The 21,835-nt window shown below is 71.5% G+C and carries 24 protein-coding genes and 1 riboswitch; of the genes, 5 read left to right on the forward strand and 19 right to left on the reverse strand.

The genetic code is table 11. The features are described 5' to 3' along the window. Nucleotides 1–130: 130 nt before the first annotated feature. From pheT to ACWEOZ_RS13610, 4 genes are all read right to left on the reverse strand, one after another. The gene (pheT, locus tag ACWEOZ_RS13595) at nucleotides 131–2,608 is read right to left on the reverse strand and encodes a phenylalanine--tRNA ligase subunit beta (RefSeq protein ID WP_451911024.1); all 2,478 of its coding nucleotides are present in this window, start codon (nucleotides 2,606–2,608) and stop codon (nucleotides 131–133) included. Nucleotides 2,609–2,610: 2 nt separating this feature from the next. After that, a complete protein-coding gene (gene pheS, locus ACWEOZ_RS13600) occupies nucleotides 2,611–3,672 on the reverse strand; it encodes a phenylalanine--tRNA ligase subunit alpha (protein ID WP_451911025.1) in 1,062 nt (353 codons plus the stop codon). Nucleotides 3,673–3,917: 245 nt separating this feature from the next. Further along, complete coding sequence (locus ACWEOZ_RS13605; RefSeq protein WP_451911026.1) at nucleotides 3,918–4,520, reverse strand: response regulator transcription factor; 603 nt, start codon at nucleotides 4,518–4,520, stop codon at nucleotides 3,918–3,920. Further along, nucleotides 4,517–5,635: a sensor histidine kinase gene (locus tag ACWEOZ_RS13610; protein WP_451911027.1), complete on the reverse strand. Its 1,119-nt coding sequence runs from the start codon at nucleotides 5,633–5,635 to the stop codon at nucleotides 4,517–4,519. The genes ACWEOZ_RS13605 and ACWEOZ_RS13610 overlap by 4 nt, the downstream gene beginning before the upstream one ends. A 108-nt stretch (nucleotides 5,636–5,743) precedes the next feature. Between ACWEOZ_RS13610 and ACWEOZ_RS13615 the strand changes: the two genes are divergently transcribed. Beyond that, nucleotides 5,744–6,523, forward strand: a complete 780-nt coding sequence (locus tag ACWEOZ_RS13615) for a hypothetical protein (protein WP_451911028.1) — start codon at nucleotides 5,744–5,746, stop codon at nucleotides 6,521–6,523. Nucleotides 6,524–6,725: 202 nt separating this feature from the next. Here the strand turns inward: ACWEOZ_RS13615 and ACWEOZ_RS13620 are convergent, their stop codons facing one another. From ACWEOZ_RS13620 to ACWEOZ_RS13650, 7 genes are all read right to left on the reverse strand, one after another. Continuing rightward, complete coding sequence (locus ACWEOZ_RS13620; RefSeq protein ID WP_451911029.1) at nucleotides 6,726–7,532, reverse strand: TrmH family RNA methyltransferase; 807 nt, start codon at nucleotides 7,530–7,532, stop codon at nucleotides 6,726–6,728. A gap of 73 nt (nucleotides 7,533–7,605) precedes the next feature. Then, nucleotides 7,606–7,998 (reverse strand): 50S ribosomal protein L20, encoded by a 393-nt coding sequence (gene rplT, locus ACWEOZ_RS13625; RefSeq protein WP_184991627.1) that lies wholly within the window; start codon nucleotides 7,996–7,998, stop codon nucleotides 7,606–7,608. A gap of 39 nt (nucleotides 7,999–8,037) precedes the next feature. Beyond that, on the reverse strand, nucleotides 8,038–8,232 hold the full coding sequence (rpmI, locus tag ACWEOZ_RS13630; RefSeq protein WP_212992624.1) for a 50S ribosomal protein L35: 195 nt from the start codon (nucleotides 8,230–8,232) through the stop codon (nucleotides 8,038–8,040). Nucleotides 8,233–8,251: 19 nt separating this feature from the next. After that, on the reverse strand, nucleotides 8,252–8,872 hold the full coding sequence (infC, locus tag ACWEOZ_RS13635; RefSeq protein ID WP_360819621.1) for a translation initiation factor IF-3: 621 nt from the start codon (nucleotides 8,870–8,872) through the stop codon (nucleotides 8,252–8,254). Between the two features lie 337 nt (nucleotides 8,873–9,209). After that, a complete protein-coding gene (locus tag ACWEOZ_RS13640) occupies nucleotides 9,210–9,668 on the reverse strand; it encodes a PH domain-containing protein (protein WP_451911030.1) in 459 nt (152 codons plus the stop codon). An 8-nt stretch (nucleotides 9,669–9,676) separates the two neighbouring features. After that, complete coding sequence (hisG, locus tag ACWEOZ_RS13645; protein WP_451911031.1) at nucleotides 9,677–10,522, reverse strand: ATP phosphoribosyltransferase; 846 nt, start codon at nucleotides 10,520–10,522, stop codon at nucleotides 9,677–9,679. A 43-nt stretch (nucleotides 10,523–10,565) separates the two neighbouring features. After that, the gene (locus ACWEOZ_RS13650) at nucleotides 10,566–10,829 is read right to left on the reverse strand and encodes a phosphoribosyl-ATP diphosphatase (RefSeq protein ID WP_203766914.1); all 264 of its coding nucleotides are present in this window, start codon (nucleotides 10,827–10,829) and stop codon (nucleotides 10,566–10,568) included. A 78-nt stretch (nucleotides 10,830–10,907) separates the two neighbouring features. Between ACWEOZ_RS13650 and ACWEOZ_RS13655 the strand changes: the two genes are divergently transcribed. From ACWEOZ_RS13655 to ACWEOZ_RS13665, 3 genes are read left to right on the forward strand one after another with little or no spacing between them, the layout of a single operon-like run. Continuing rightward, nucleotides 10,908–11,783 (forward strand): ABC transporter substrate-binding protein, encoded by an 876-nt coding sequence (locus tag ACWEOZ_RS13655; protein ID WP_451911032.1) that lies wholly within the window; start codon nucleotides 10,908–10,910, stop codon nucleotides 11,781–11,783. Then, the gene (locus tag ACWEOZ_RS13660; protein WP_451911033.1) at nucleotides 11,780–12,628 is read left to right on the forward strand and encodes an amino acid ABC transporter permease; all 849 of its coding nucleotides are present in this window, start codon (nucleotides 11,780–11,782) and stop codon (nucleotides 12,626–12,628) included. Before ACWEOZ_RS13655 ends, ACWEOZ_RS13660 begins: the two co-directional genes overlap by 4 nt. Before the next feature lie 2 nt (nucleotides 12,629–12,630). After that, complete coding sequence (locus ACWEOZ_RS13665; RefSeq protein WP_451911034.1) at nucleotides 12,631–13,371, forward strand: amino acid ABC transporter ATP-binding protein; 741 nt, start codon at nucleotides 12,631–12,633, stop codon at nucleotides 13,369–13,371. Between the two features lie 103 nt (nucleotides 13,372–13,474). Here the strand turns inward: ACWEOZ_RS13665 and ACWEOZ_RS13670 are convergent, their stop codons facing one another. From ACWEOZ_RS13670 to rpe, 7 genes are all read right to left on the reverse strand, one after another. Next, nucleotides 13,475–14,650, reverse strand: coding sequence for an MFS transporter (locus tag ACWEOZ_RS13670; RefSeq protein WP_451911035.1), 1,176 nt, complete (start codon nucleotides 14,648–14,650; stop codon nucleotides 13,475–13,477). Nucleotides 14,651–14,669: 19 nt separating this feature from the next. Next, the gene (gene ribH, locus ACWEOZ_RS13675) at nucleotides 14,670–15,146 is read right to left on the reverse strand and encodes a 6,7-dimethyl-8-ribityllumazine synthase (protein WP_451911036.1); all 477 of its coding nucleotides are present in this window, start codon (nucleotides 15,144–15,146) and stop codon (nucleotides 14,670–14,672) included. Nucleotides 15,147–15,216: 70 nt separating this feature from the next. Beyond that, nucleotides 15,217–16,422, reverse strand: coding sequence for a bifunctional 3,4-dihydroxy-2-butanone-4-phosphate synthase/GTP cyclohydrolase II (locus ACWEOZ_RS13680; RefSeq protein WP_451911037.1), 1,206 nt, complete (start codon nucleotides 16,420–16,422; stop codon nucleotides 15,217–15,219). A gap of 86 nt (nucleotides 16,423–16,508) precedes the next feature. Beyond that, complete coding sequence (locus ACWEOZ_RS13685) at nucleotides 16,509–17,105, reverse strand: riboflavin synthase (RefSeq protein WP_451911038.1); 597 nt, start codon at nucleotides 17,103–17,105, stop codon at nucleotides 16,509–16,511. Then, nucleotides 17,105–18,160 carry a bifunctional diaminohydroxyphosphoribosylaminopyrimidine deaminase/5-amino-6-(5-phosphoribosylamino)uracil reductase RibD gene (ribD, locus tag ACWEOZ_RS13690; RefSeq protein WP_451911039.1) on the reverse strand — a complete coding sequence of 352 codons (1,056 nt, stop codon included), beginning with the start codon at nucleotides 18,158–18,160 and terminating at the stop codon, nucleotides 17,105–17,107. The genes ACWEOZ_RS13685 and ribD overlap by 1 nt, the downstream gene beginning before the upstream one ends. A gap of 134 nt (nucleotides 18,161–18,294) precedes the next feature. Next, nucleotides 18,295–18,477, reverse strand: a riboswitch (FMN riboswitch). 61 nt (nucleotides 18,478–18,538) lie between these two features. Then, a complete protein-coding gene (locus tag ACWEOZ_RS13695; RefSeq protein WP_451911040.1) occupies nucleotides 18,539–19,573 on the reverse strand; it encodes a GGDEF domain-containing response regulator in 1,035 nt (344 codons plus the stop codon). Further along, nucleotides 19,570–20,247, reverse strand: coding sequence for a ribulose-phosphate 3-epimerase (gene rpe / locus ACWEOZ_RS13700; RefSeq protein ID WP_360825165.1), 678 nt, complete (start codon nucleotides 20,245–20,247; stop codon nucleotides 19,570–19,572). Before rpe ends, ACWEOZ_RS13695 begins: the two co-directional genes overlap by 4 nt. A 77-nt stretch (nucleotides 20,248–20,324) precedes the next feature. On the opposite strand from rpe, the gene ACWEOZ_RS13705 reads away from it, so the two are divergent. Beyond that, on the forward strand, nucleotides 20,325–21,191 hold the full coding sequence (locus ACWEOZ_RS13705) for a septum formation family protein (protein WP_451911041.1): 867 nt from the start codon (nucleotides 20,325–20,327) through the stop codon (nucleotides 21,189–21,191). Nucleotides 21,192–21,196: 5 nt separating this feature from the next. Here the strand turns inward: ACWEOZ_RS13705 and ACWEOZ_RS13710 are convergent, their stop codons facing one another. Continuing rightward, nucleotides 21,197–21,835: a sulfotransferase family protein gene (locus ACWEOZ_RS13710; protein WP_451911042.1), complete on the reverse strand. Its 639-nt coding sequence runs from the start codon at nucleotides 21,833–21,835 to the stop codon at nucleotides 21,197–21,199.

Genomic DNA, 21,835 nt, shown 5'->3' on the forward strand with positions numbered 1-21,835 from the left:
GGACCCGCCCGGCGCGAACGGGAACACGCCGCATCGCCGGGCACGCCGGCCATCCCGTCGATCGCCGCGACGCTCGCCGGGCTCGGCGGCCGGGACGTCCCGCAGGAAGTCCCGGCCGTCACCAGCTCGATCAGGCGCCGCGGAGCACAGCTCCCACCCGCGACGACGCCAGGGCCACGGCCGCGTCCCGGGCCGCCACGGCCTCTTCGACGGTCAGGGTCCGGTCCGGCGCGCGGAACGTCAGGTTGTACGCCAGGCTCTTCAGCCCCGCGCCGACCTGCTCGGAGGCGTACACGTCGAAGAGCCGCACCGACTCCAGCAGCGGGCCCGCTCCTTCGGCCAGAGCCGCCTCGACCTCGGCCGCCGGAACCGCCTGGTCCACCACCAGCGCCACGTCGATCAGCGCCGGCGGGAACGTGGAGATCCGCTGGGCCTCGATCACCGGGGTCGCCGGGACGGCGTCCAGGTCGAGCTCCATCGCACAGGTGCGCTTCGGCAGCTCCAGGGCCGAGATCACGCCCGGGTGCAGCTCGCCCGCATACCCGATGACCGTGCCGTCGACCGCGATCGCCGCGCACCGGCCCGGGTGCCATGGGGCGTACTCGGCTGCCCGTACCGTGATCCGGTCCGGGGTCATGCCCGCCGCCGACAGCGCGATGCGCGCCGCCTCGATCGCGTCCGACCAGGTCGCGGGCCGTCCCGCGCCCCACCAGCCGGCCGGTGCCGCCTCCCCGATCAGGACCGCGGCGAGGTGCCACGGCTGCTCGGGGACGATGGCGTTGGCCGCGGCCCAGTCCTCGTCGGACGGACCCCGGTCCACCCCGAGCACCGGCGGCGCGACGGCCGTCAGGTGCGGCAGGAAGACCGTACCGGTCTCGTAGAGCGCCAGGTCGCGCTCGCCGCGGCCCAGGTTGCGCTTGAGCGTGCCGAGCAGCGGCGCCAGCAGCGAGGTGCGCAGCAGCGGCTCCTGCTCGGACATCGGGTTGGCGAGCCGCACCGCGCTGCGCCGCGGGTCGTCCGCGGCCAGGCCGAACGCGTCCGCCGCGCCGGGCGCCACGAACGGGTACGACAGCACCTCGACGTAGCCGTTCTCGGCCATCGCCCGCCCGACCGTGCGCCGGCGCAGCTGCCCCGGGGTGAGCCGGCCACCGCCGCGCACCGGCGGCAGGATGCTCGGGATGGCGTCGTAGCCGCCGAGCCGGGCCACCTCCTCGACCAGGTCGATCGGCGCCACCAGGTCGGGCCGCCAGGACGGCGGGGTGACCTCGAGCGGCTCGACCCCGCGGACCGTGCAGCCGACCTGGCCGAGCAGCGTGGTGATCTGCTCGGTGTCGTAGGCCAGGCCGATCCGCCGGGTCGCCAGGGTCGTGTCGAGCAGCACCGGGGCCGGCGCGACGACGTGGTCGAGGTCCAGCACCCGCTGATCCACGGTGCCGCCCGCGTGCTCGGTGAGCAGGGCGACCGCCCGGTCCAGGGCGACCAGCGGCAGCTGCGGGTCGACGCCCCGCTCCCAGCGCTTCGCCGCCTCGCTGAACAGCTTGTGCCGGCGGGCCGTGCGGCCCACCATCACCGGATCCCAGTGCGCGGCCTCCAGCAGCACGTCGACCGTGTCCGGCTGCACCTCGCTGGTCTCGCCGCCCATGACCGCGGCCAGCGAGATCGGCCCGGAGTCGTCGCAGATGACCATGTCCTCGGCGTCGAGCACCCGCGCGACACCGTCCAGGGTGGTCAGCTTCTCCCCCGGGCGGGCCCGGCGCACGACCAGGCCGCCGCGCAGCAGGTTCAGGTCGAACACGTGCATCGGCTGGCCGAGCTCGAGCATCAGGTAGTTGGTGATGTCGACGGCGAGGGAGATCGTCCGCACCCCGGCGGTGATCAGCCGGCGCTGCATCCACGCCGGCGACGGGGCGGACGGGTCGATGCCCCGGACCACCCGCGCGGCGAAACGGTCACAGCCGACCGTGTCGTCGATCCGCACCGGGTACGGCGCCTCGGCGGTCGCGCCGGGAGCGGACCCGGCACCAGGATCGGTGTAGGCCGAGGCGTACGCGTACGACAGCTCGCGGGCCACGCCCCGGATGCTCATCTCGTACCCGCGGTCCGGCGTGATCTCCACGTCGATGATGACGTCGTCGAGCCCGACGATCGGCCGCGCGTCCACACCCGGCACGGCGGAGTTCGCGGGCAGCACGATGATGCCCGAGTGGTCGCCGCTGAGCCCGAGCTCGGCCGCGGAACAGATCATGCCGTTGGAGTTGCGCCCGTAGGTCTTCCGCGCACCGATCTTGAAACCGCCGGGCAGCTCACCGCCGGGCAGGATGACCACGACGAGGTCGCCGGCCTCGAAGTTCCGGGCGCCGCAGACGATCTCCTGCGGCTCGGGGCGGCCGACGTCGACGCGGGTGAAGCGGATCGGCTTCTTGAAACCGGTCAGCTCCTCGATCTCCAGCACCCGGCCGACGACCAGGTCGCCCTGGACGGTGGCGGCCTGGTCGACGATGGACTCCACCTCGATGCCGAGGCCGACCAGCTTGCGCTCCAGCTCGTCGGCGGACAACACGGCCGGCAGCTGCACGTACTCGCGCAGCCAGGACAGAGACAGCTTCATGATCAGACCGCCATCCCGAAGTTGCGGGTGAACCGGACGTCACCCTCGACCATGTCGCGCATGTCGCTGACCCCGTTACGGAACATCAGCGTGCGCTCGACCCCGAGGCCGAACGCGAAGCCCGAGTACCGCTCGGGGTCGATCCCGCAGGCGGTCAGCACCCGCGGGTTCACCAGGCCGCAGCCACCCCACTCGACCCAGCGCGGGCCGTCACGGTGCTGGGCGAACCAGACGTCGAACTCCGCCGACGGCTCGGTGAACGGGAAGTAGTTCGGCCGCCACCGGGTCCGCGCGTCCGGCCCGAACATCGACCGGGCGAAGTGGTCGAGAGTGCCCTTGAGGTGGGCGAGCGTGATGCCCTCGTCGACGACCAGGCCCTCGATCTGGTGGAAGACCGGGGTGTGCGTGGCGTCCAGCTCATCCGAGCGGTACGCCCGCCCCGGACTCACCACGTAGATGGGAGGCTTGCGGCTCAGCATCGTCCGCACCTGGCCGGGCGACGTGTGCGTGCGCATGACCAGTCCGGGCAGATCCACGTAGAACGTGTCCATGAGCCCGCGCGCGGGGTGGTCGGGGCCGATGTTGAGCGCGTCGAAGTTCGCCCATTCGAGCTCCAGCTCCGGTCCGTCGACCACCGAGTAGCCCATGCCGACGAACAGGTCGCCCATGTGCTCCATCAGCGTGGTCAACGGATGCCGGGCGCCGCGCGGGGCCCGGTCCCAGGGCAGGGAGACGTCGACGCGCTCCTCCACCAGAACCCGGGCGGCCCGCTCGAGCTCAAGCTCGGCCAGACGCGCGTCGAACGCAGTCTGGATCGACTGCCGGGCCACGTTGACACGCTTGCCGGCCTCCGACTTGGCGTGCGGCGGCAGTGAACCGATCTCGCGCCGGGCCAGCGACACGGGCGAACGGTCACCGAGATGCGCGGGCTTCAACGCGCCGAGCGCGTCAAGGTCGCCCGCACCGGCGAACGCCTGCTCCGCGTCGGCGACAGCGGCCTCGAGAGCCTCGGGGGCGAGCAGGACGGCCTGCTTCGGATCGTACGGATCGTTGCGGTAGGACATGGTCGGGCGAACTCCCTCACACCGGATGAGCCATCGGGCAGTGTACGGAGGCGCGGCTGGGCCGCAGCCCGCCGGTCAGGGGAAGTCGCGCAGGAGTGTCAGACCCGGCGCCCGCGACCAGCGGGCTGGGTAAACATCATCGGGTGCACTCGGCGCATGGGACACAGCATACCGCCGCAGCCAACCCGGTATCACCGAGCGGCCCTTTGTCCCGGGCGACGGGGGTCTCGGTGCGGATGCGGATGTCATAGCCAGCCGTTGTCTCGGGCGACGGTCGCGGCCTCGGCTCGGCTGCCGGCGCGGAGTTTGGCCAGGATCGCGGTCAGGTGGTTCCGGACCGTCCCGGGCGACAGGTGCAGGCGGCGGGCGATCAGCGACACCGGCACGTCGGGCTCGGCCGCGCGCAGCACGTCGAGCTCGCGCTGGGTCAGCGGGCACTCCGGCATGCTGAGGGCGTCCGCCGCGAGGCCGGGGTCCACGTACCGGCCGCCGCTGTGCACGCGCCTGATCACGTCGGCGAGCGCGCCGCCCTTGCAACCCTTGGGCAGGAAGCCCTTCGCGCCGGCGGCCAGGGCCCGCTGCACCTGCGCGGGCCGGGCGTGCCCGGTGAGGATGACCACCGCGCAGGACGGCAGGACGCGGGTCAGCTCGGTGGTGACCTCAATGCCGTCCAGGGGCATCTGCAGGTCCACCACCGCCACGTCCGGGCGGTGCCGCAGCGCCGACTCCACCGCCTCGTGGCCGTCCGCGGCGTGGGCCACCACGTCGAGATCGGCTTCGAGGTCGAGCAGCGCGGCCACGGCGACGCGGATCAGTTCCTCGTCGTCGGCGAGCAGCAGCCGGATCATGACGCCGAACGGACGACGGCCTCGACCGTGAACCGGCCGTCCGCCGCTCTGGTCCGCAGCACGCCGCCGGACTCGGCCAGCCGTTCCGCCAGGCCGTGCAGGCCGTGACTGTGCCAGTCGGGCCCGGCGGCGTCTCCGGCGCCGTCGTTGACCACGGTCATCATGAACTGAGGCCCGGTCCGGACGATGTCGATCCTGCACCACGCCGCCCGGCTGTGCCGCAGCACGTTCGTGGAGGCCTCCCGCAGCACGGCAGCGAGCGGCTCGGCGACCGGCGAGGGCAGGTCGCCGTCGGGTGCCTGCACCGTGCAGCGCACCCCGGAGGACTCCAGGACCTGCTCGATGGCGGTCAGTTGCTCGCGCAGGTCGACCTTGCGGTAGCCGTGCACCACCTCACGGAGTTCGCTCAGAGCAGATGTGGCGAGCCCGCGCACCTCCGCGGCCTCCCGGGCGGCCCGCGGTGGATCCACCGGGACGAGCCGCTCGGCCAGCTCCGCCTTGAGAGCGATCACCGACAGATGGTGCCCCAGCGAATCGTGCACGTCCCGAGCGAACCGCAGCCGTTCTTCGCCGGCAGTCAGCTGGGACTGTGCCGCCCGGCCCTGCTCGGCCTGCACCAGCAGCTCCCAGAACCAGACCTGCACGGCATTGATCGCCGCTATGCCGGCACCGACCCCGATCGAGATGATCAGCGCATCCCGGGCCGAGCCCGGTGTGGTCAACACCGCGACCGCCGCGGTGACAGTGCTGAGCGCTAACGCCCTCCATCTGCGGGTGATCACCGGCAGCACCCCGATGATGCAGGCGGCCAGCCAGGCCCAGCTCGGCCAGGCGCCGCCGACCGGGCCGACCAGCGGCACGGACGCGACGGACGCGGCGGCGAAGCCCAGCAGGGCACCGCGGCGGGCCCGTGAACTGAGCCACGGCGTCACCAGGGCGTGCAGGACGAATCCCTGAGCGGCCGAGAACAGCAGGATGCCGACGGCGCCGAGGACGATCCGGAACGTCTCAGGCTCGCGCCAGAGACCGATCGCCGGCAGGAACAACGCCATCGACCCGTTGGTGGCCAGCACGATCAAAGTGACGACCCGGGCTCGTCGCATCTGTCTGTGCATGCGCTGATGCTAGGCGGGACCCCGCACGGACGACCCATGAAAAGTTCATGGTCGGTGGGTGAGCCGGCGACGGTGCCGGTTGCGCACCGCGAGGCCGAGGCTTCGGACATGACAATCTCAGTGGTACGCACCCGCCCCTGGCCCTTCACGCGGCACCTGCTGGAGATGCTCGCCGTGATGGTCGTGGGCATGGTGGTCCTGGGCCCGTTCTGGACACCGTCCCGGGTGGACGTGTCGGCGCTGTGGACGGCCACCACGATGGCCGTCGCGATGGCCGTCTGGATGGGCTACCGGGGCCACTCCCGCGCCGCGACAGCCGAGATGACCGCGGCGATGTACGCGCCCTTCCTGGTCCTGCTCGTCCCGTGGTGGGCCGGTCTGACACCGGGCCCGGCAGTGCTCCTCGGCGGCCACGTCCTGATGCTGCCGGTCATGGCGCTGGCCATGCTGCACCGCGCTGACGAGTACGCCGGCGGACACGTCCGCGAGCCAAGGAGCGGTCTGCTGGCCCGCTGGCCGACCGCATTGGCGTTGCTGATCACGGTGGACATGCTCATCGAGCCGGCCGCCCTAGCGCCATGGAAGCTGCTGGTACTGGCGTTCGCCTACGTCACCATCGGAGCGGTGCGGCGCACGTTGCACCCGTGGGCTGTCCTGATCCGGCAGGTGGTCGCGATGACGGTGTATCTGGGGCTGGTCCTGGCCGCCGTCCTTGCCGGGCCGGTGCCGAGCGTCTGGCTGGTCGGGCTGGGGTGGCTCGCGCACGCCGGCTGGGACTACTGGCACTTCCGCCGGAACGAGGTGGTCCCCCGAGCATTCGCGGAATGGTGCGGTGTCGTGGACGCGATCATCGGCGTCTCGGTCCTCGCCTACGCGGTCACGCTGTAACGCTTCCTGGCGGTCACGCGGTCACCCGTCCCGGCGGTCACGCGCTAACGCGGTCACGCGTCCAGGCGGCCACGCGTCACCCGTCCATGCGGTCACGCGGCCACGCGGCCACGCCGCCACATGGCCACGCCGCCGCGGTCACGCGGTCACGCGGTCACGCGGTCACGCGGTCACGCGGTCACGCGGTCACGCGGCCACGCCGTCACGCCGTCACGCTGCGACCGCCGGCCGGCCGGCGATGGGCGCGCGCCGAGGCATAGAGACAAACCGCCGCAGCCGCCGCCAGATTCAGGCTCTCCGCCCCGCCGTAGATCGGGATCCGGACCCGCTTGTCGGCCGCCTTCACCAGGTCCTCCGGCAGACCGTGAGCTTCCGATCCGAACAACCAGGCCGTCGGCCCGGCCAACGAACCATCGTCCAGCAAAGAGTCCAGGTCGTCGTCGCCGTAGCCGGTCGTGGCCAGCACCTGCAGCCCGAAGTCCCGCAGGTCATCGACCACTCCCAGCGGCGCCCGGACCACGTCGACGTTGAAGAGGCTGCCCGCGGACGCCCGCACGCACTTGCCGTTGTACGGGTCGACCGCATCGCCCGCGAAGATCACCGCGTCGGCACCGGCCGCGTCGGCGGTGCGCAGGATCGTCCCCGCGTTGCCGGGGTCGCGGATCTCGGCGGCGACGGCCACCAGGCGCGGGCCCTTCGACAACGCTTCGGTCAGCGGCACGTCCAGTTGCTCGCACACCGCCACCAGACCTTGCGGCTGGACCGTCTCAGCCAGCGCCGCCAGGCCGTCCTCGGTCACCGGGGACACGACCGGCGCCTGGGTCGCCAGGTCCGCGTGCCGGGTCAGCGCCGCGTCCGTACCGAAGAGTTCCAGGACGACCCCGGCGGCCAGCGCGGAACGCACCGCCTGCGGGCCCTCCGCGAGGAAGCGGCCGGTCTGGTCGCGGTCGCGGCGGCGCTGCAGGCGCCGGGCCGCGACGACCCTGGGGGTACGGGGGGTGAAGGTCACGTGTCCTCCTGGACGGAACAGCATCGGGGCGCCTCCCGGTCACCCGGAAGACGCCCCGAAAACGTGCTGACGATCAGGCAGCCTGAGCGGCGGCGCCGCCGGTGCCCTCGGCCGCCACGGCGGCCCGCGCGATCTCGACGATCGCCGCGAACGAGGCGGCGTCGTTGACGGCCATGTCGGCCAGGATCTTGCGGTCCACCTCGACGCCGGCCAGCTTCAGGCCCTGGATCAGGCGGTTGTAGGTCAGGCCGTTGGCCCGTGCGCCCGCGTTGATGCGCGTGATCCACAGCTGGCGGAAGTCGCCCTTGCGGTCACGGCGGTCGCGGTACGCGTACTGCATCGAGTGCAGCACCTGCTCCTTGGCCTTGCGGTACAGCCTCGAGCGCTGTCCGCGGTAGCCACTGGCAGTCTCCAGCAGCGTACGGCGCTTCTTCTGGGCGTTCACTGCCCGCTTGACGCGTGCCATTTCTGTACTCCTAACAGGGGAACGTGTGTGGCGCGCGCGTCAGCGGCCCAGCATCTTCTTGACTCGCGGGGTGTCGGCCTTGGAGACCACGACCGTACCGGTCATCCGGCGGGTGACGTGCGAGGACTTGCCCTCGAGCAGGTGGCGCTTGCCGGCCAGCTCACGCACGATCTTGCCCTTACCGGTGATCTTCACCCGCTTGCCCATGCCGGTGTGGCTCTTCATCTTCGGCACTCGGAACGCCTCTTTCTGATTACTCTGCGGTTACGGCGCTGGTGTCGGCAGCAGCCTCGGCCGGCGGTGCCTCGGCCTCTTCGCCCTCACGCGGCTCGCGGGACGGGCGCGCGTTGGCGGCGATGACGGCAGCGGCAGCGGCCTTGGTCGCCCGATGCGGAGCCAGGACCATGATCATGTTGCGGCCGTCCTGCTTCGGACTGGATTCGACGAAGCCCAGCTCCGAGATCTCTTCGCTGAGCCGGCGCAGGAGCCGGAAACCCAGCTCCGGACGGCTCTGCTCGCGACCACGGAACATGATCGTCACCTTGACCTTGTCGCCCGCCTTGAGGAACCGGACCACGTGACCCTTCTTGGTCTCGTAGTCGTGCGGGTCGATCTTCGGGCGGAGCTTCATTTCCTTGATGACGGTCTGTTGCTGGTTACGCCGGGCTTCGCGCGCCTTGAGTGCACTCTCGTACTTGAACTTGCCGAAGTCCATGAGCTTGCACACCGGCGGGCGCGCCATCGGCGCTACCTCGACCAGGTCCAGATCGACGTCCGCGGCCAGCTGCAGGGCGCGCTCCAGCGGGACGATGCCCACCTGCTCACCCTCGGGGCCGACCAGCCGGACTTCCCTCGACCGGATCTGCTCGTTAATGCGTGGTTCGACGCTGATGGGGCCTCCTCAGAACGATCTAGTGGATGTCCTCCCCGGCACCGGTTCTCCGGCTGTGGGGAAGCACTGCCAATGTCGGTCGGCCCTCTCACGCCCACTTCAGCAGGGCGCCGAGGAAAGCAGAAGGCCCCGGCACGAATGCCAGGGCCCGCTCGACCGGTCATCGGCGTCCATGAGGACGCACACCGACACCGGGATATTCCCGGAGCGGTTGACCGGACCCAGCCACCTCAAGGGCGACGGGGTGGGAACCAGCGGGCTCCTCTTTCGCGCCCCTCATGACGAGGGGCGTGGTCGACTACCGGGCGAGTCTACCAGCTCAGGAAGTCGCCGCCGAATGGAGGGCGCGAAGTGCGCGAACACCCTCCACGGCGTACTCCTTGTCGGCCGCCTGCAGCGCATGGACCGACACCGTCTCGTCGTCGTGCAGCTCGAGCGTCGCCCAGGGTGAGTTGCGGTCGAAGCGCACCGCCCGCACCGCCGTCCAGGGCAGGTCGTAGCCGCCGATCACGTTGCGCACCTTGACGCCGTCGGCGTCCGCCACCGCCCGCGGCCGGGTGAACGCCAGGATGCCCAGCCCGATCAGGATGCCCAGGCCGATCATCGCGGTCTGGTCGCCGCGCTGGTACGTGCCCATGTTGTCGCCGGTCGAGCCGTGCAGACCGAAGCTCAGCACGGTGAAGAGGATCACCACGGCAGCCGCCGAGAAGCCGGCCACCCAGCGGATGCGCCGCGGCCGGAAGATCACGGGAGCCTGCGTCGTAGTCACGGTCACCATCGTGCCACCTACAGCCGGCAGTTGGAGATGTCGGTGACCAGGATGGCGCGGGCGCCGAGCTCGTACAGCTCGTCCATGATCCGGTGCACGTCGTTGCGGCGGACCATCGCCTGCACGGCGACCCAGCCCTCGCGGTGCAGCGGTGACACGGTCGGGGACTCGATGCCCGGCGTCAGCGCGGTCGCGTTCTCCAGCAGGTCGGCCCGGACGTCGTACGCCAGCATCACGAAGCTGCGGGCGACCAGCACGCCCTGCAGCCGGCGGATGAGCTGGGCCGAGGGGCCGGACTCGCCGGCCGGTTCGCGGCCGATCAGGATCGCGGAGCTGCGCAGCAGCGGCTCGCCCAGGGTGACCAGGCCGGCCTGCCGCAGCGTGGTGCCGGTCTCGACCACGTCGGCGATCAGGTCGGCGACGCCGAGACGCACCGCGTTCTCGACCGCGCCGTCGAGGCGGACCACCTCGGCCTTGAGCTCATGCTCGTCGAGGTAGCGCTGGACCACGCCGGGATACGCGGTGGCGATACGGCGGCCGCCGATCTCGTCCGCGGAGGCCAGCGCGCCGGCCGGGGCGGCCCAGCGGAAAGTGGCCCCGCCGAAACTCAGATCCAGCACCTCGGTGGCGGGGACCCCGGAGTCGACCAGCAGGTCCCGGCCGGTGATACCGAGATCAAGATCACCCGAGCCCACGTACGTGGCGATGTCGCGGGGACGCAGGTAGAAGAACTCGACATTGTTGGCCTCGTCACGGCAGACGAGGTCCTTGGGATCGGTGCGCTGGCGGTAGCCGGCGTCGCGCAGCATCTGGGCGGCCGGAGTGGACAGGGTGCCTTTGTTGGGAATGGCGATGCGCAGCATCGACGTGCTCCTTCGATCGGTCTCGATTGAGGCGGAGGGCACGTCAGAGATGTCGGTACACGTCCTTGAGCTCGAGCCCGGTGGCGATCATCAGGACTTGTGCCTGGTAGAGCAGCTGGGAGATCTCCTCCGCGGCCCGCTCCGGCCCCTCGTGCTCGGCGGCCATCCAGGACTCGGCCGCCTCCTCGACGACCTTTTTCCCGATGAAGTGCACGCCCTTGTCCAGCGCCACGACGGTGGACGAACCGGGGGTCCGCTGCGCCGCCTTCGCCTGCAACTCGGCGAACAACTCTTCGAACGTCTTCACGGGAGACGATTGTGGCAGCTCATCACGGGATGGCGACGGACGACCCCATCGGTTGGGACGTGGCCTAGGCTCGCGGTCATGGTCAGCAGAAACACCGTCGCCGCGCTGAGCAGCGCGGCCGTACTCCTCGCCGCCCTCGCGGGCTGCGCGCCCGCCGACGAGGCGAGCCCCTCGGCCGGCGCGTCGGCCTCCGCCTCCGGCCCCGCCTGCGCCCCCGGTTCACTCAGCACCCGCACCGCCGGCAAGCTCACGATCGGCACCGACAACCCGGCCTACGAGCCGTGGTTCAGCGACAACAAGCCCGCCAACGGCAAGGGCTTCGAGTCCGCGGTCGCGTTCCAGGTCGCCGAGCGCCTGGGCTACAAGGCGCCGGACGTGGTCTGGACGAACGTGACGTTCAACAACGCCATCGCGCCGGGCCCGAAGACGTTCGACTTCGACATCAACCAGTTCTCGATCACGCCGGAGCGGCGCAAGGCGGTCGACTTCTCCTCGCCGTACTACCTGGTCCGGCAGACGGTCATCACCACCAAGGGCTCGAAGATCGCCGGCGTCAAGACGATCGCCGAGCTCAAGGGCGCGAAGCTCGGCGCCCAGGTCGGCACCACCAGCTACCAGGCGATCAACGAGCTGATCAAGCCGACCGCCAAGGTCCAGGTCTACAACAACAACGACGACGCCAAGGCGGCCCTGGAGAACGGCCAGGTCGACGGCATCGTGGTGGACCTGCCGACCGCGTTCTACATGACCGCGGCCGAGCTCGACAACGGTGTGATCGTCGGCCAGTTGCCGCAGGTCGGCGTACCGGAGCAGTTCGGTCTGGTCCTTGATCTCGGCTCGCCGTTGACCACCTGCGTCTCCCAGGCCGTCGACCAGCTGCGGCAGGACGGCACCCTCGCGGTGCTCGAGAAGCAGTGGCTGGCGAGCACGGGCGGGGCCCCCGAGCTCTCGTGAGCACCGAGCTTCATCAGCCGTCCGAGATCCAGCGCGGGCGGATCGCCTACCGGCGACGGCAGACGGTCCGTTCCGTGCTGCTGGCGGCGCTGTCGACCGCGGTCGTCGGCGTGCTGCTCGTGGTCGCGGTCACCGGCGCGCCCGGCTGGGACCGCGTCAAGGTGTCGTTCTTCAGCCCCGAGGTGGCCTGGCGCTGGCTGCCGGAGATCCTCGAGGGCCTCTGGCTCAACCTCCGGTTACTGGTCGTCTGCGCGCTGCTCGCGCTGACGCTCGGGCTGCTGATCGCCACCCTGCGGACCCTGCGAGGCCCGGTCTTCTTTCCGGTACGGGCACTCGCGACCGGCTACACGTACACGTTCCGTGGTCTGCCCCTGATCATCGTCATCTACCTGATGGCCTTCGGCGTCCCCGGCCTGCGGCTGCAGGGCACCCCGGGGGTGCTGGTGCTGGGCGGGGCCGCCCTGGTGATCACGTACGGCGCCTACCTGGCCGAGGTGTTCCGGGCCGGCATCGAGTCGGTCCACCCCAGCCAGCTCGCCGCGGCCCGCTCGCTGGGGCTGACGTACCGGCAGACGATGCGGCACGTGGTGCTGCCCCAGGCGATCCGCCGGGTGGCCCCGCCGCTGCTCAACGACACCGTGGCGCTGCAGAAGGACGTCGGGCTGGTCTCACTGGCGGGCCCGATCGACGCCGTCCGCGCCGCTCAGATCGGGGTCGCGCAGGACGCCAACTACACGCCGTACATCGTGGCGGGGGTGCTGTTCGTGCTGCTCGCCCTGCCGTTGATCGGCGTCACCGACTGGGTCACGCTGCGCGCGGCCCGCCGCCAGTCCGCGGGGGCCTGACCATGCTGCTGTCCTGCGAGCACGTCCGGAAGACCTTCGGTGCGGCCGTGGTGCTCGACGACCTGTCGCTGGAGGTGGACGAGCACCAGGTGGTGGCGCTGATCGGCGCCTCCGGCTCGGGCAAGTCCACGCTGCTGCGCTGCGTCAACCTGCTCACCGACATCGACGACGGCACCATCCGCCTCGACGGCGAGGACATCTCCGATCCCCGGGTGAACGCGGACCGGGTACGACAACGGATCGGCATGGTGTTCCAGTCGTACAACCTGTTCCCGCACATGACGGTGCTGCGCAACATCACGCTGGCCCCCGTACGGGTGCACAAGCGGTCCGCCGCCGAGACCCGGGAGCAGGCCCTGCAGTGGCTGGACCGGGTCGGGCTGGCCGACAAGGCGGACAGCTATCCGGACCGGCTCTCCGGCGGTCAGCAGCAGCGGGTCGCCATCGTCCGGGCCCTGGTCAACAGCCCCCGGCTGCTCCTGCTCGACGAGGTCACCTCGGCGCTGGACCCGGAACTGGTCGGCGAGGTGCTGACGATGATCCGCGGCCTGAAGGACGAGGGCATGACCATGGTGCTGGCCACCCACGAGATGGGCTTCGCCCGGCAGGTGGCCGACCGGGTGGTCTTCCTGGACGGTGGCCGGGTGCTCGAGGCCGGGCCGCCCGAGCAGGTGCTGGGCGACCCCACCGAGGCCCGGACCCGGCAGTTCCTGGCCCGGATCATCGAGGCCGGCCGCCTCTGACCGGCTGCCGGGCGCTGACCCGGCAGCCCACCGGGGCCGGCCGCCGGTCCGGCCGGCGGGCGCCCACCCGAACCACCCAGACCGGCCGGCCGGGTCTGACGGTTCAGCTGGGGCTGAGGACCCTGGTGCCGGGTTCGCGGGCCGGTCGCAGAGCCCCGGCCGCCAGGGCGACCAGCAGCGCCAGCAGCACCGGAATCGACAGCGCCACCGGCAGCCCGAATGCCTCCGCCGCGCCACCGATCAGCACCGGCCCGGCAAAGAAGCCCAGCCAGCCGATGCTCGCCACCCGGGCGATGGCCTGAGCCGGACGCTGCGGGTTGCGGTGACCCGCTGCCGAGAACACCTGCGGGGCGACGCAGGACAGCCCGGCTCCCAGACACCCGAAGCCGATCACCCCCGCCACGGGCTGCCCGACCAGCAACGCGGTGCCCAGACCGACCGCCGCCAGCAGGCCGCAGCCCCGGACCAGCCGGACCGCGCCGAAGCGGGCGGCCAGCCGGTCACCGGTCAGCCGGCCGGCGGTCATGGCGATGAAGAACGCCGCGAACGCCGCAGCCGCGAAGCCTTCCGTGCTGTGCAGGCTGTCCCGCAGATACACCGTGCTCCAGTCGGCCGCGGCCCCCTCGCCGACCAGGGCACACAGAGCCAGCGCGCCCAGCAGGAGCACCCCGGACAGTGGGACCTGGCGCGCCGGGCCGTCGGCCGGGGAGCCCGCGGCCTCGGTCAGCGACGCGGACCATCGGCGCGACCACCAGGCGAGGGCCGCGCCCAGAACAGCCACGACGGCGAAGGTGCCCAGCGGGCTCGCCCCGGCGGCCGCGGTCACGCCGCCCAGGACCGCGCCGAGGAAGCCGCCGATGCTGTAGACGGCGTGGAACGACGACATGATCGGCCGTTCGGCGGCCCGCTCGATCTCCACCCCGCGGGCGTTCATCGCGATGTTCAGCACGCCGTGGACCACGCCGAAGGCGAACAACGCCGCCGTCAGCGTCACCAGCGACGGGGCCACGGCCACCGGCAGCAGGAAGCACCCGTCGACCAGCGCCGCCGGGATCATGATGCGCCGGCTCCCGTACCGGTCGACCAGCCGGCCGGAGAGCTGCATGCCGGTCACGGCGCCGAGGGCCAGCCCGATCAGGGCGATGCTGAGCCGGCCGTCGCTGAGGCCCAGGTGCTGCTTCACCGCCGGGATGCGCGCCGTCCACGTGCCGATCAGCGTGCCGTAGAGCAGGAAGAGCAGCGCGGCGGCGATCCGGCTCCGGCGTAACGTCTGCGGCACAGATACAAGCTAGACGATCTCAGTCCTTGCTGAGCTCGCGGATGGCCAGGACCGCGTCCAGCACCGCGACCGTCGACTGCCAGCCCTTGTCCTCGATCGAGTCCTCCAGGCCGGCCCGGTCCTTGGCCTGGCCCAGGCTCTCCACGGTGAGCACGCCGTGCGCCACCGGGGTCTGCTCGTCCAGCGCCACCCGGGTCAGCCCGGCCGTCACCGCGTCGTTGACGTAGTTGAAGTGCGCGGTCTCCCCGCGGATCACCACGCCCAGCGCGACCACCGCGTCGCAGCGCTTGGCCAGGGCCTGCGCGACGATCGGCAGCTCCACCGAGCCGGCCACCCGGGCCACGACCACGTCCTCCACGCCGCACGCCTTCGCCGCCGCCTGGGCCCGCTCGACCATGTGGTCGACCAGGTCGGCGTGCCAGCGCGAGCCGACGATGCCGAGCTTGAGCCCGGCGGCGTCGACGGTGTGGAGGTGCGGATCCCCGAAACCGGCCATGTGTTGCCCCCTCTTTGCCTGTAGTTTGCTCCGGCCACCGCGACGGCGCCGGAAAATCAGCCAGAGCTGGTCAGCCCAGGGCCTCGAAGAGGTGGCCCATCCGGTCACGCTTGGTCCGCAGGTAGCGCACGTTCTCCGGGTGCGGCCGCACCGGCAGCTCCTCACGGCCGGTGATGGTCAGGCCGTAGCCCTCCAGCCCGGCGCGCTTGGCGGGGTTGTTGGTGAGCAGCCGCATCGAGCGCACCCCCAGGTCGTACAGGATCTGGGCGCCGGTGCCGTAGTCGCGGGCGTCGGCCGGCAGGCCCAGCTCGAGGTTCGCGTCGACGGTGTCCAGGCCGCGGTCCTGCAACTGGTACGCCTGCAGCTTGTGCAGCAGCCCGATGCCCCGCCCCTCGTGGCCGCGCATGTAGAGCACCACCCCGCGCCCGGCCTCGGCGACCCGGTCCAGGGCGGCGTCGAGCTGCGGCCCGCAGTCGCAGCGCACCGAGCCGAAGACGTCCCCGGTCAGGCACTCGGAGTGCACCCGGACCAGCACGTCCTCGCCGTCGCCGAGGTCACCGAAGACCAGCGCGACGTGCTCAGCACCGGCCACGTCGGTGCGGTAGCCGACCGCGGTGAACTCGCCGTGCTCGGTCGGCAGCCGGGTCTCGACGACCCGCTCGACCAGGGTCTCGTGCCGGCGCCGGTACGCGATCAGGTCGGCGATGCTGATCAGCGCCAGGTCGTGCTCGGCCGCGAACCTCTCCAGGTCGGGCATCCGCATCATGGTGCCGTCGTCGTTGATCATCTCGCAGAGCACGCCGGCGGGACGCAGCCCGGCCAGCACGGACAGGTCGATCGCGGCCTCGGTGTGGCCCGGCCGGCGCAGCACGCCACCGGCCTTGGCCCGCAGCGGCACGACGTGACCCGGCCGGGACAGGTCGGTGGGCTGGGTGTCCGCGGACCCGAGCAGCCGGATGGTGTGGGCGCGGTCGGCGGCCGAGATGCCGGTGCTGATGCCCTCCCGGGCGTCGACGGTCACCGCGTACGCGGTCCCGCGCCGGTCCTGGTTGGTGTGGAACATCGGCGGCAGGTCGAGCCGGTCGGCCTCCTCCTCGGGCAGCGGTACGCAGATGTAGCCCGAGGTGTAGCGGACCATGAACGCGACCAGCTCCGGGGTGGCGTGCTCGGCCGCGAAGATGAGGTCGCCCTCGTTCTCGCGGTCCTCGTCGTCGACCACGATGACCGGGCGCCCGGCCGCGATGTCCTTGATCGCCCGTTCGATGTCGGTGCTCATGGCTGCGCCTCCTTCTGTCATGCCCTCCTGGCCCTCACCGTCACGGCCGTCGGCCGCAACCGCCGGGCGGCGTTCGGTGCAGTCGGTCATGACCGCTCTCCCAGCATCTTCTCGACGTACTTGGCGATGACGTCGACCTCGAGGTTGACCGGGTCGCCGACGGACTTGGCCCCCAGCACGGTGAGCTTGAGCGTGGTCGGGATCAGCCCGACGTCGAAGGTGTCCGCGGTGACCGCCATGACGGTCAGCGACACCCCGTCCACGGTGATCGAGCCCTTCTCGACCACGTACCGCGAGAGCTCGCTCGGCAGCGAGAAGCGCAGCACCTCCCACTCGTCGGCGGGCTCGCGCGCCACGATTCGGCCCACACCGTCGACGTGGCCCTGCACGAGGTGCCCGCCGAGGCGGGAGCCGACGGTCGCGGCGCGTTCCAGGTTGACCTGGCTGCCCGCGGTCAGCACGCCGAGCGACGAGCGGCGCAGGCTCTCGCCCATGACATCGGCCGTGAAGACGCCGTCGACGTTGTCGATGACGGTCAGGCAGACGCCGTTGACCGAGATCGAGTCGCCGTGCCGAGCGTCCGAGGTGACGACGGGACCGCGTACGGCGAGCACCGCCGAGTCGCCTCCCGCGTCGGTGAGGTAGACGACCTCACCCAGTTCCTCGACGATTCCGGTGAACATCAGGCCTCCTTGGCTCGGAGCGATGCGGTGAAGCGCAGGTCGGATCCGACCCGCGCGATGTCGACGAGGTCCAGCTCGATGGCCTCGGCGATGGTGGTGACGCCCGCGCCGACCAGGGACGGCTGGCCGGCGCCGAGCATCTTGGGAGCGATGTAGCCGACGACCTTGTCGACCAGGCCGGCCGCCAGGAAGCCGCCGGCCAGGGTGGGGCCGCCCTCCAGCAGCACGGCGCGCACGCCGCGGGCGTACAGCTCGGTGAGCAGGGCGGCCAGGTCGACCCGGCCGTCCGGGCCGGTGCCGACCTCGGCCGCCGTCGCGATCCAGGTGGGTGCGGCCTGGTCACGGATGCGGGCGGTGGCCGGGGTACGCCCGGACGAGTCCACCACGACCCGCCAGGGCTGCTTGATGGCCAGGCTGCCGTCGCGCAGGTCACGAACGGTGAGCTGGGGATCGTCGGCGATGATGGTGCCGACCCCGGCGACGATCGCGTCGACCGTGCTGCGCAGCTTGTGCACATCGCTGCGGGCGGGCGCGGAGGTGATCCACTGGCTGGTGCCGTCCGCCGCGGCGGAACGCCCGTCCAGGGTCGCCGCGTACTTCCAGGTCACGTAGGGCCGGCCGCGGCGTACGGCGGTCAGCCAGGCGACGTTGCCCTCCTCGGCCGGCGCGCGTCCCACGCCGGTCTCGACCCGGACCCCGGCGTCGCGCAGGGTCGCCGCTCCGCCGGCCGCCACGGGCGTGGGGTCGTCGACGGCGATGACCACCCGGACGATCCCGGCGTTGATCAGGGCCTGGGCGCAGGGGCCGGTGCGGCCGGTGTGGTTGCAGGGCTCGAGAGTGACGACAGCCGTCCCGCCGCGGGCGCGCTCACCGGCCTGGGCCAGGGCGACGATCTCGGCGTGCGGTCCGCCCGCGTACGCGTGGAAGCCCTCCCCGACGACCTCGCCCTCCGCACTGAGCAGCACGCAGCCGACCACCGGGTTGGGGCTGGTCGTGCCGAGGCCGCGGGCGGCGAGCGCGATCGCCCGGCCCATTGCCTCGTCGTCGGTGACCATCTGCGTTCCCTCTCCATGCGCGGTGCGGTCACGCGCCGAACAGAGAGGGAGCAGACAAGCAGAAACAGGACATGAGGGGACGCTTCGCGCCGCCCCGGCGAGGGCACGCCGCGACGAGCCCTCATCCTGCTCCCGCGCGCTGTCTCCCATCCGGACTGTCTGAGCAGTCGGCCCGAGGCCGTCCGCTCAACCGTCGGCTCTGGAGTCTCACCAGATCCACCGTCCGTCTTGGTATCGACGTCCGGGTCGCGGGCTCAGCCCTGCCGGAGCAGGGCATCACCGCCGGTTCGGAATTTCACCGAGTCCCGCCAGCGCGTGGTGGGTCACCCATGAGTCTTGCACGCGAATCGCGGGTTGCCACCTCGGGCGCGATCCACATCACAACACGATGCCCGACGACGGGTCCTCCGGGTCCTCGGAGTCCGCGCGGCGGCGGTCGATCGCCACGAACGAGCCGGGCTGGCTCTTGGCCACCTTCTTCATCTCCGAGGCCACCGCGACCACCTCGCGCGGGTCGCTGAACCGGCGCCCCTCGGCGGTGCCCTGGGCCACGCCGATGCTCAAGGTGACCAGGTGGGCCCGCTGCTTGTTGCCGCGCCGGTCCGGCACCTCGATGAAGCCGCGCGCCGCGTCCTCGGCGTCGTAGAGCTGGTCGGCCAGCTTCTCGTAGTCGGTTACCGTGCGCTTGGTCAGCGGCAGCACCTGCTCGGGCGTGCAGATGAAGACGAAGTCGTCACCGCCGATGTGACCCAGGAAGATCGGCGGGCGCCCCGTGGCGGCCACCGCCCGGTGCAGGCAGCCGGCCAGCGCGGTGATGAACTCGTCGCCGCGGTCGAAGCCGTACACGTCGTTGACGCTCTTGAACCGGTCGATGTCGATGTAGCCGACGGCGAAGTCCTTGCCGCTGCGCATCCGGTCCGCGATCTCCCGGCGTACCCGGGCGTTGCCGGGCAGGCCGGTCAGCGGCGAGACCTCGCGGAACTCCTTGTTACGGCGCAACGTCGAGGACACCCGGGCGATCAGCTCGGCGGTGTCGAACGGCTTGACCAGGTAGTCGTCCACGCCGGCGGTGAGGCCGACCACCTTGTCGACGCTCATCCCCTTGGCGGTGAGCATGATCACCGGCAGCGCCGAGGTCAGGGGCTCGGCGCGCAGCCGCCGGGTCAGTTCGACGCCGTTCATGTGCGGCATCATCCAGTCGACCACGGCCAGGTCGGGGCGGCGGGTCTCCATGATGTCGAGGGCCTGCAGGCCGTCGCGGGCCCGCATCACCTCGAAGCCGTGCACCTTGAGGTTGAACGCGACGAAGCTGGCGATGTCCTCGTCGTCGTCGACCACCAGGATCAGGTCGGGCCGTTCCTCCGGCTCGGCGGCACTGGCGTCGACCTTGTGCCGGACCACCCCGGTGCTCATGCGTGCACCATCGAACGCTCGGCCAGGGCGCGCAGCTTGCGACAGGCCTCGGCGGGGTCCTCGGCGCCGTACACCGCGGTGCCCGCCACGAACGCGTCGGCCCCGGCCTCGGCGGCCTGCTCGATGGTGTCGGCGGCGATGCCACCGTCGACCTCCAGGCGTACCTCGAGGTTCTTGGCCTTGATCCGGCGGCGCACGTCACGCACCTTCTCCAGCATCTCGGGCATGAACTTCTGCCCGCCGAACCCGGCCTTGATCGTCATGATCAGCACCGTGTCCACATAGGGAATGAGCTCGAGATAGGGCTCGACGGGCGTGTCACGGTCGATGGCCAGGCCCGCCTTGGCGCCCGCCGCACGCAGGGTCTTGGCCAGGGCCACGGGGTTCTCGCAGGCCTCGGCGTGGAACGTCACGTTGTATGCCCCCGCTTCCGCGTAACCGGGAGCCCAGCGCTCTGGATCCGTGATCATCAGATGCACGTCGAACGGGATCGCGGTCGCCTTGCGCAGGCTCTGCACGACCGGCAGACCGATGGTCAGATTCGGGACGAAATGGTTGTCCATGACGTCCACGTGCACCCAGTCGGCGGCGCCCTCGATGTCGTGCACCGCGGTGGCGAGGTGCGCGAAGTCCGCGGCCAGGATGCTGGGGGCGATGATCGGCGATGACTCCACCGGTGAAGTGTATGGCCTGTTTGCCGTCACCCGGGATACTCCTGGGGACTGCCTTCAGCCCGGTCCCGGAGGGTTCTATGCGACGCACGGCGGTGCTGCTGGCGGTGCTGCTCACCGCCGGTTGCTCCGGCGCGCCACCGGACGGCACCGACGGCGACCTGACCGACGACTGGCGGCTGCCCTCGTCCCCGGCTCCCTTCCGGCCCGCCAACGGCCAGTGCCACGAGATGCTGGCCGCGACCGCGGCCCTGGACGACTACCGGCCGGTGGACTGCGCCGAGCTGCATGTCTCGGAGACCTTCCACGTCGGCACCGCGGCGGACGCCGACGTGGTCCCGGCCGCCGGCACAGCGGGCGCCCGGGCCGCGTTCCAGGAATGCTCGTCCCAGGCGGCCGGCTTCCTCGGCGGCCCGTGGCGCACCGCCCGGGTGGCCGTGCAGGTGGTCTGGCCGACCAAGGCAGCCTGGTCGGGCGGCGCCCGCTGGTTCCGCTGCGACGTCACGACCGCCGACCTCGACGGGCAGAGCCGGACCAGCCGCACCGGCAGCCTGGCCGGGGAGCTGGCCGGTGCGTCACCGCTGAAGCTGGGCTGCTTCAACCCGACGGTCGACGGCGAGACGGTGACGACGATGCGGCCGGCGCCGTGCGACGAGCCGCACCGCGCGGAGTTCGCCGGGCTGTGGAAAGCGCCGGAGATCACCTACGCGGCGCTGGAGTCCGGCGTCGAGCGCAGCGCGGCGGGTTGCCGCAGCGTGATCGCCACGTTCGCGAAGCTGCCGGACGACTCGGACATGCAGTTCCGCACCGGCTGGATCTCCTACAACCCGACGCGCACCGAATGGCTGTCCGGCGAGCGCCGGGTGCGCTGCTTCGTGTACTTCGCCAAACGGACCTTCACCCGCTCGCTGAAGGGTGCGGGCCCCTCGGTGCTGCCCGTCGACTGATGGCGTTACAGCTTGCCCTCGCGCTGCCGCTCCCGGATCCGCGCCCGGAAGGCCGCACTGTCGTTGGCCCGCGGGAAGGGCGCGTCCGGCACCGGGACACCGAGGAAGTCGCAGAGCGGCGGCCAGCCCTGCGAGACCTCGAACTCCAGCAGCCGGTCCGCCGGGACCGCGCGGCGCACCGCCTCGTTGTGCTCGGTGAAGACCCGCACGGCGTGCTCCCGGTCGGCGAAGCGGCCGCCGAAGGTGCCCTCCCAGATGAGCGCCCGCAGCATGGCCAGGCCCGCGGCCACGGAGTCGTCGCCCCCGCGCGGCGCGTTCTGCGCCGCCTGGAAGATCGTGCCGTGCGCGCTGTCGTACCACTTCTGCGGATCGCGGACCGTCAGCACCACCTTGGCCTCCGGATGCTTCTCGGTCAGCTCCCGCCAGAAGTAGGTGCCCGGCCAGTCCACCGTGGAGCGGTGACCCTCCAGCGCCTTGTCGAGACTGGAGAGGTCACCCTCGGCGGCCCGGGCGAACAGAGTCGCCCGCTCGGGATCGTCGAGCAGTGGCACCATGTGCATGCACGGCCCCCGGCCCAGCATCTCGAGCGCGATCTTCAGGCTGAGTGTGCCGGTACGGCCGAAACCTGCCCCGATGACATCCAT

This window comes from Actinoplanes sp. NPDC004185, from assembly GCF_053603475.1.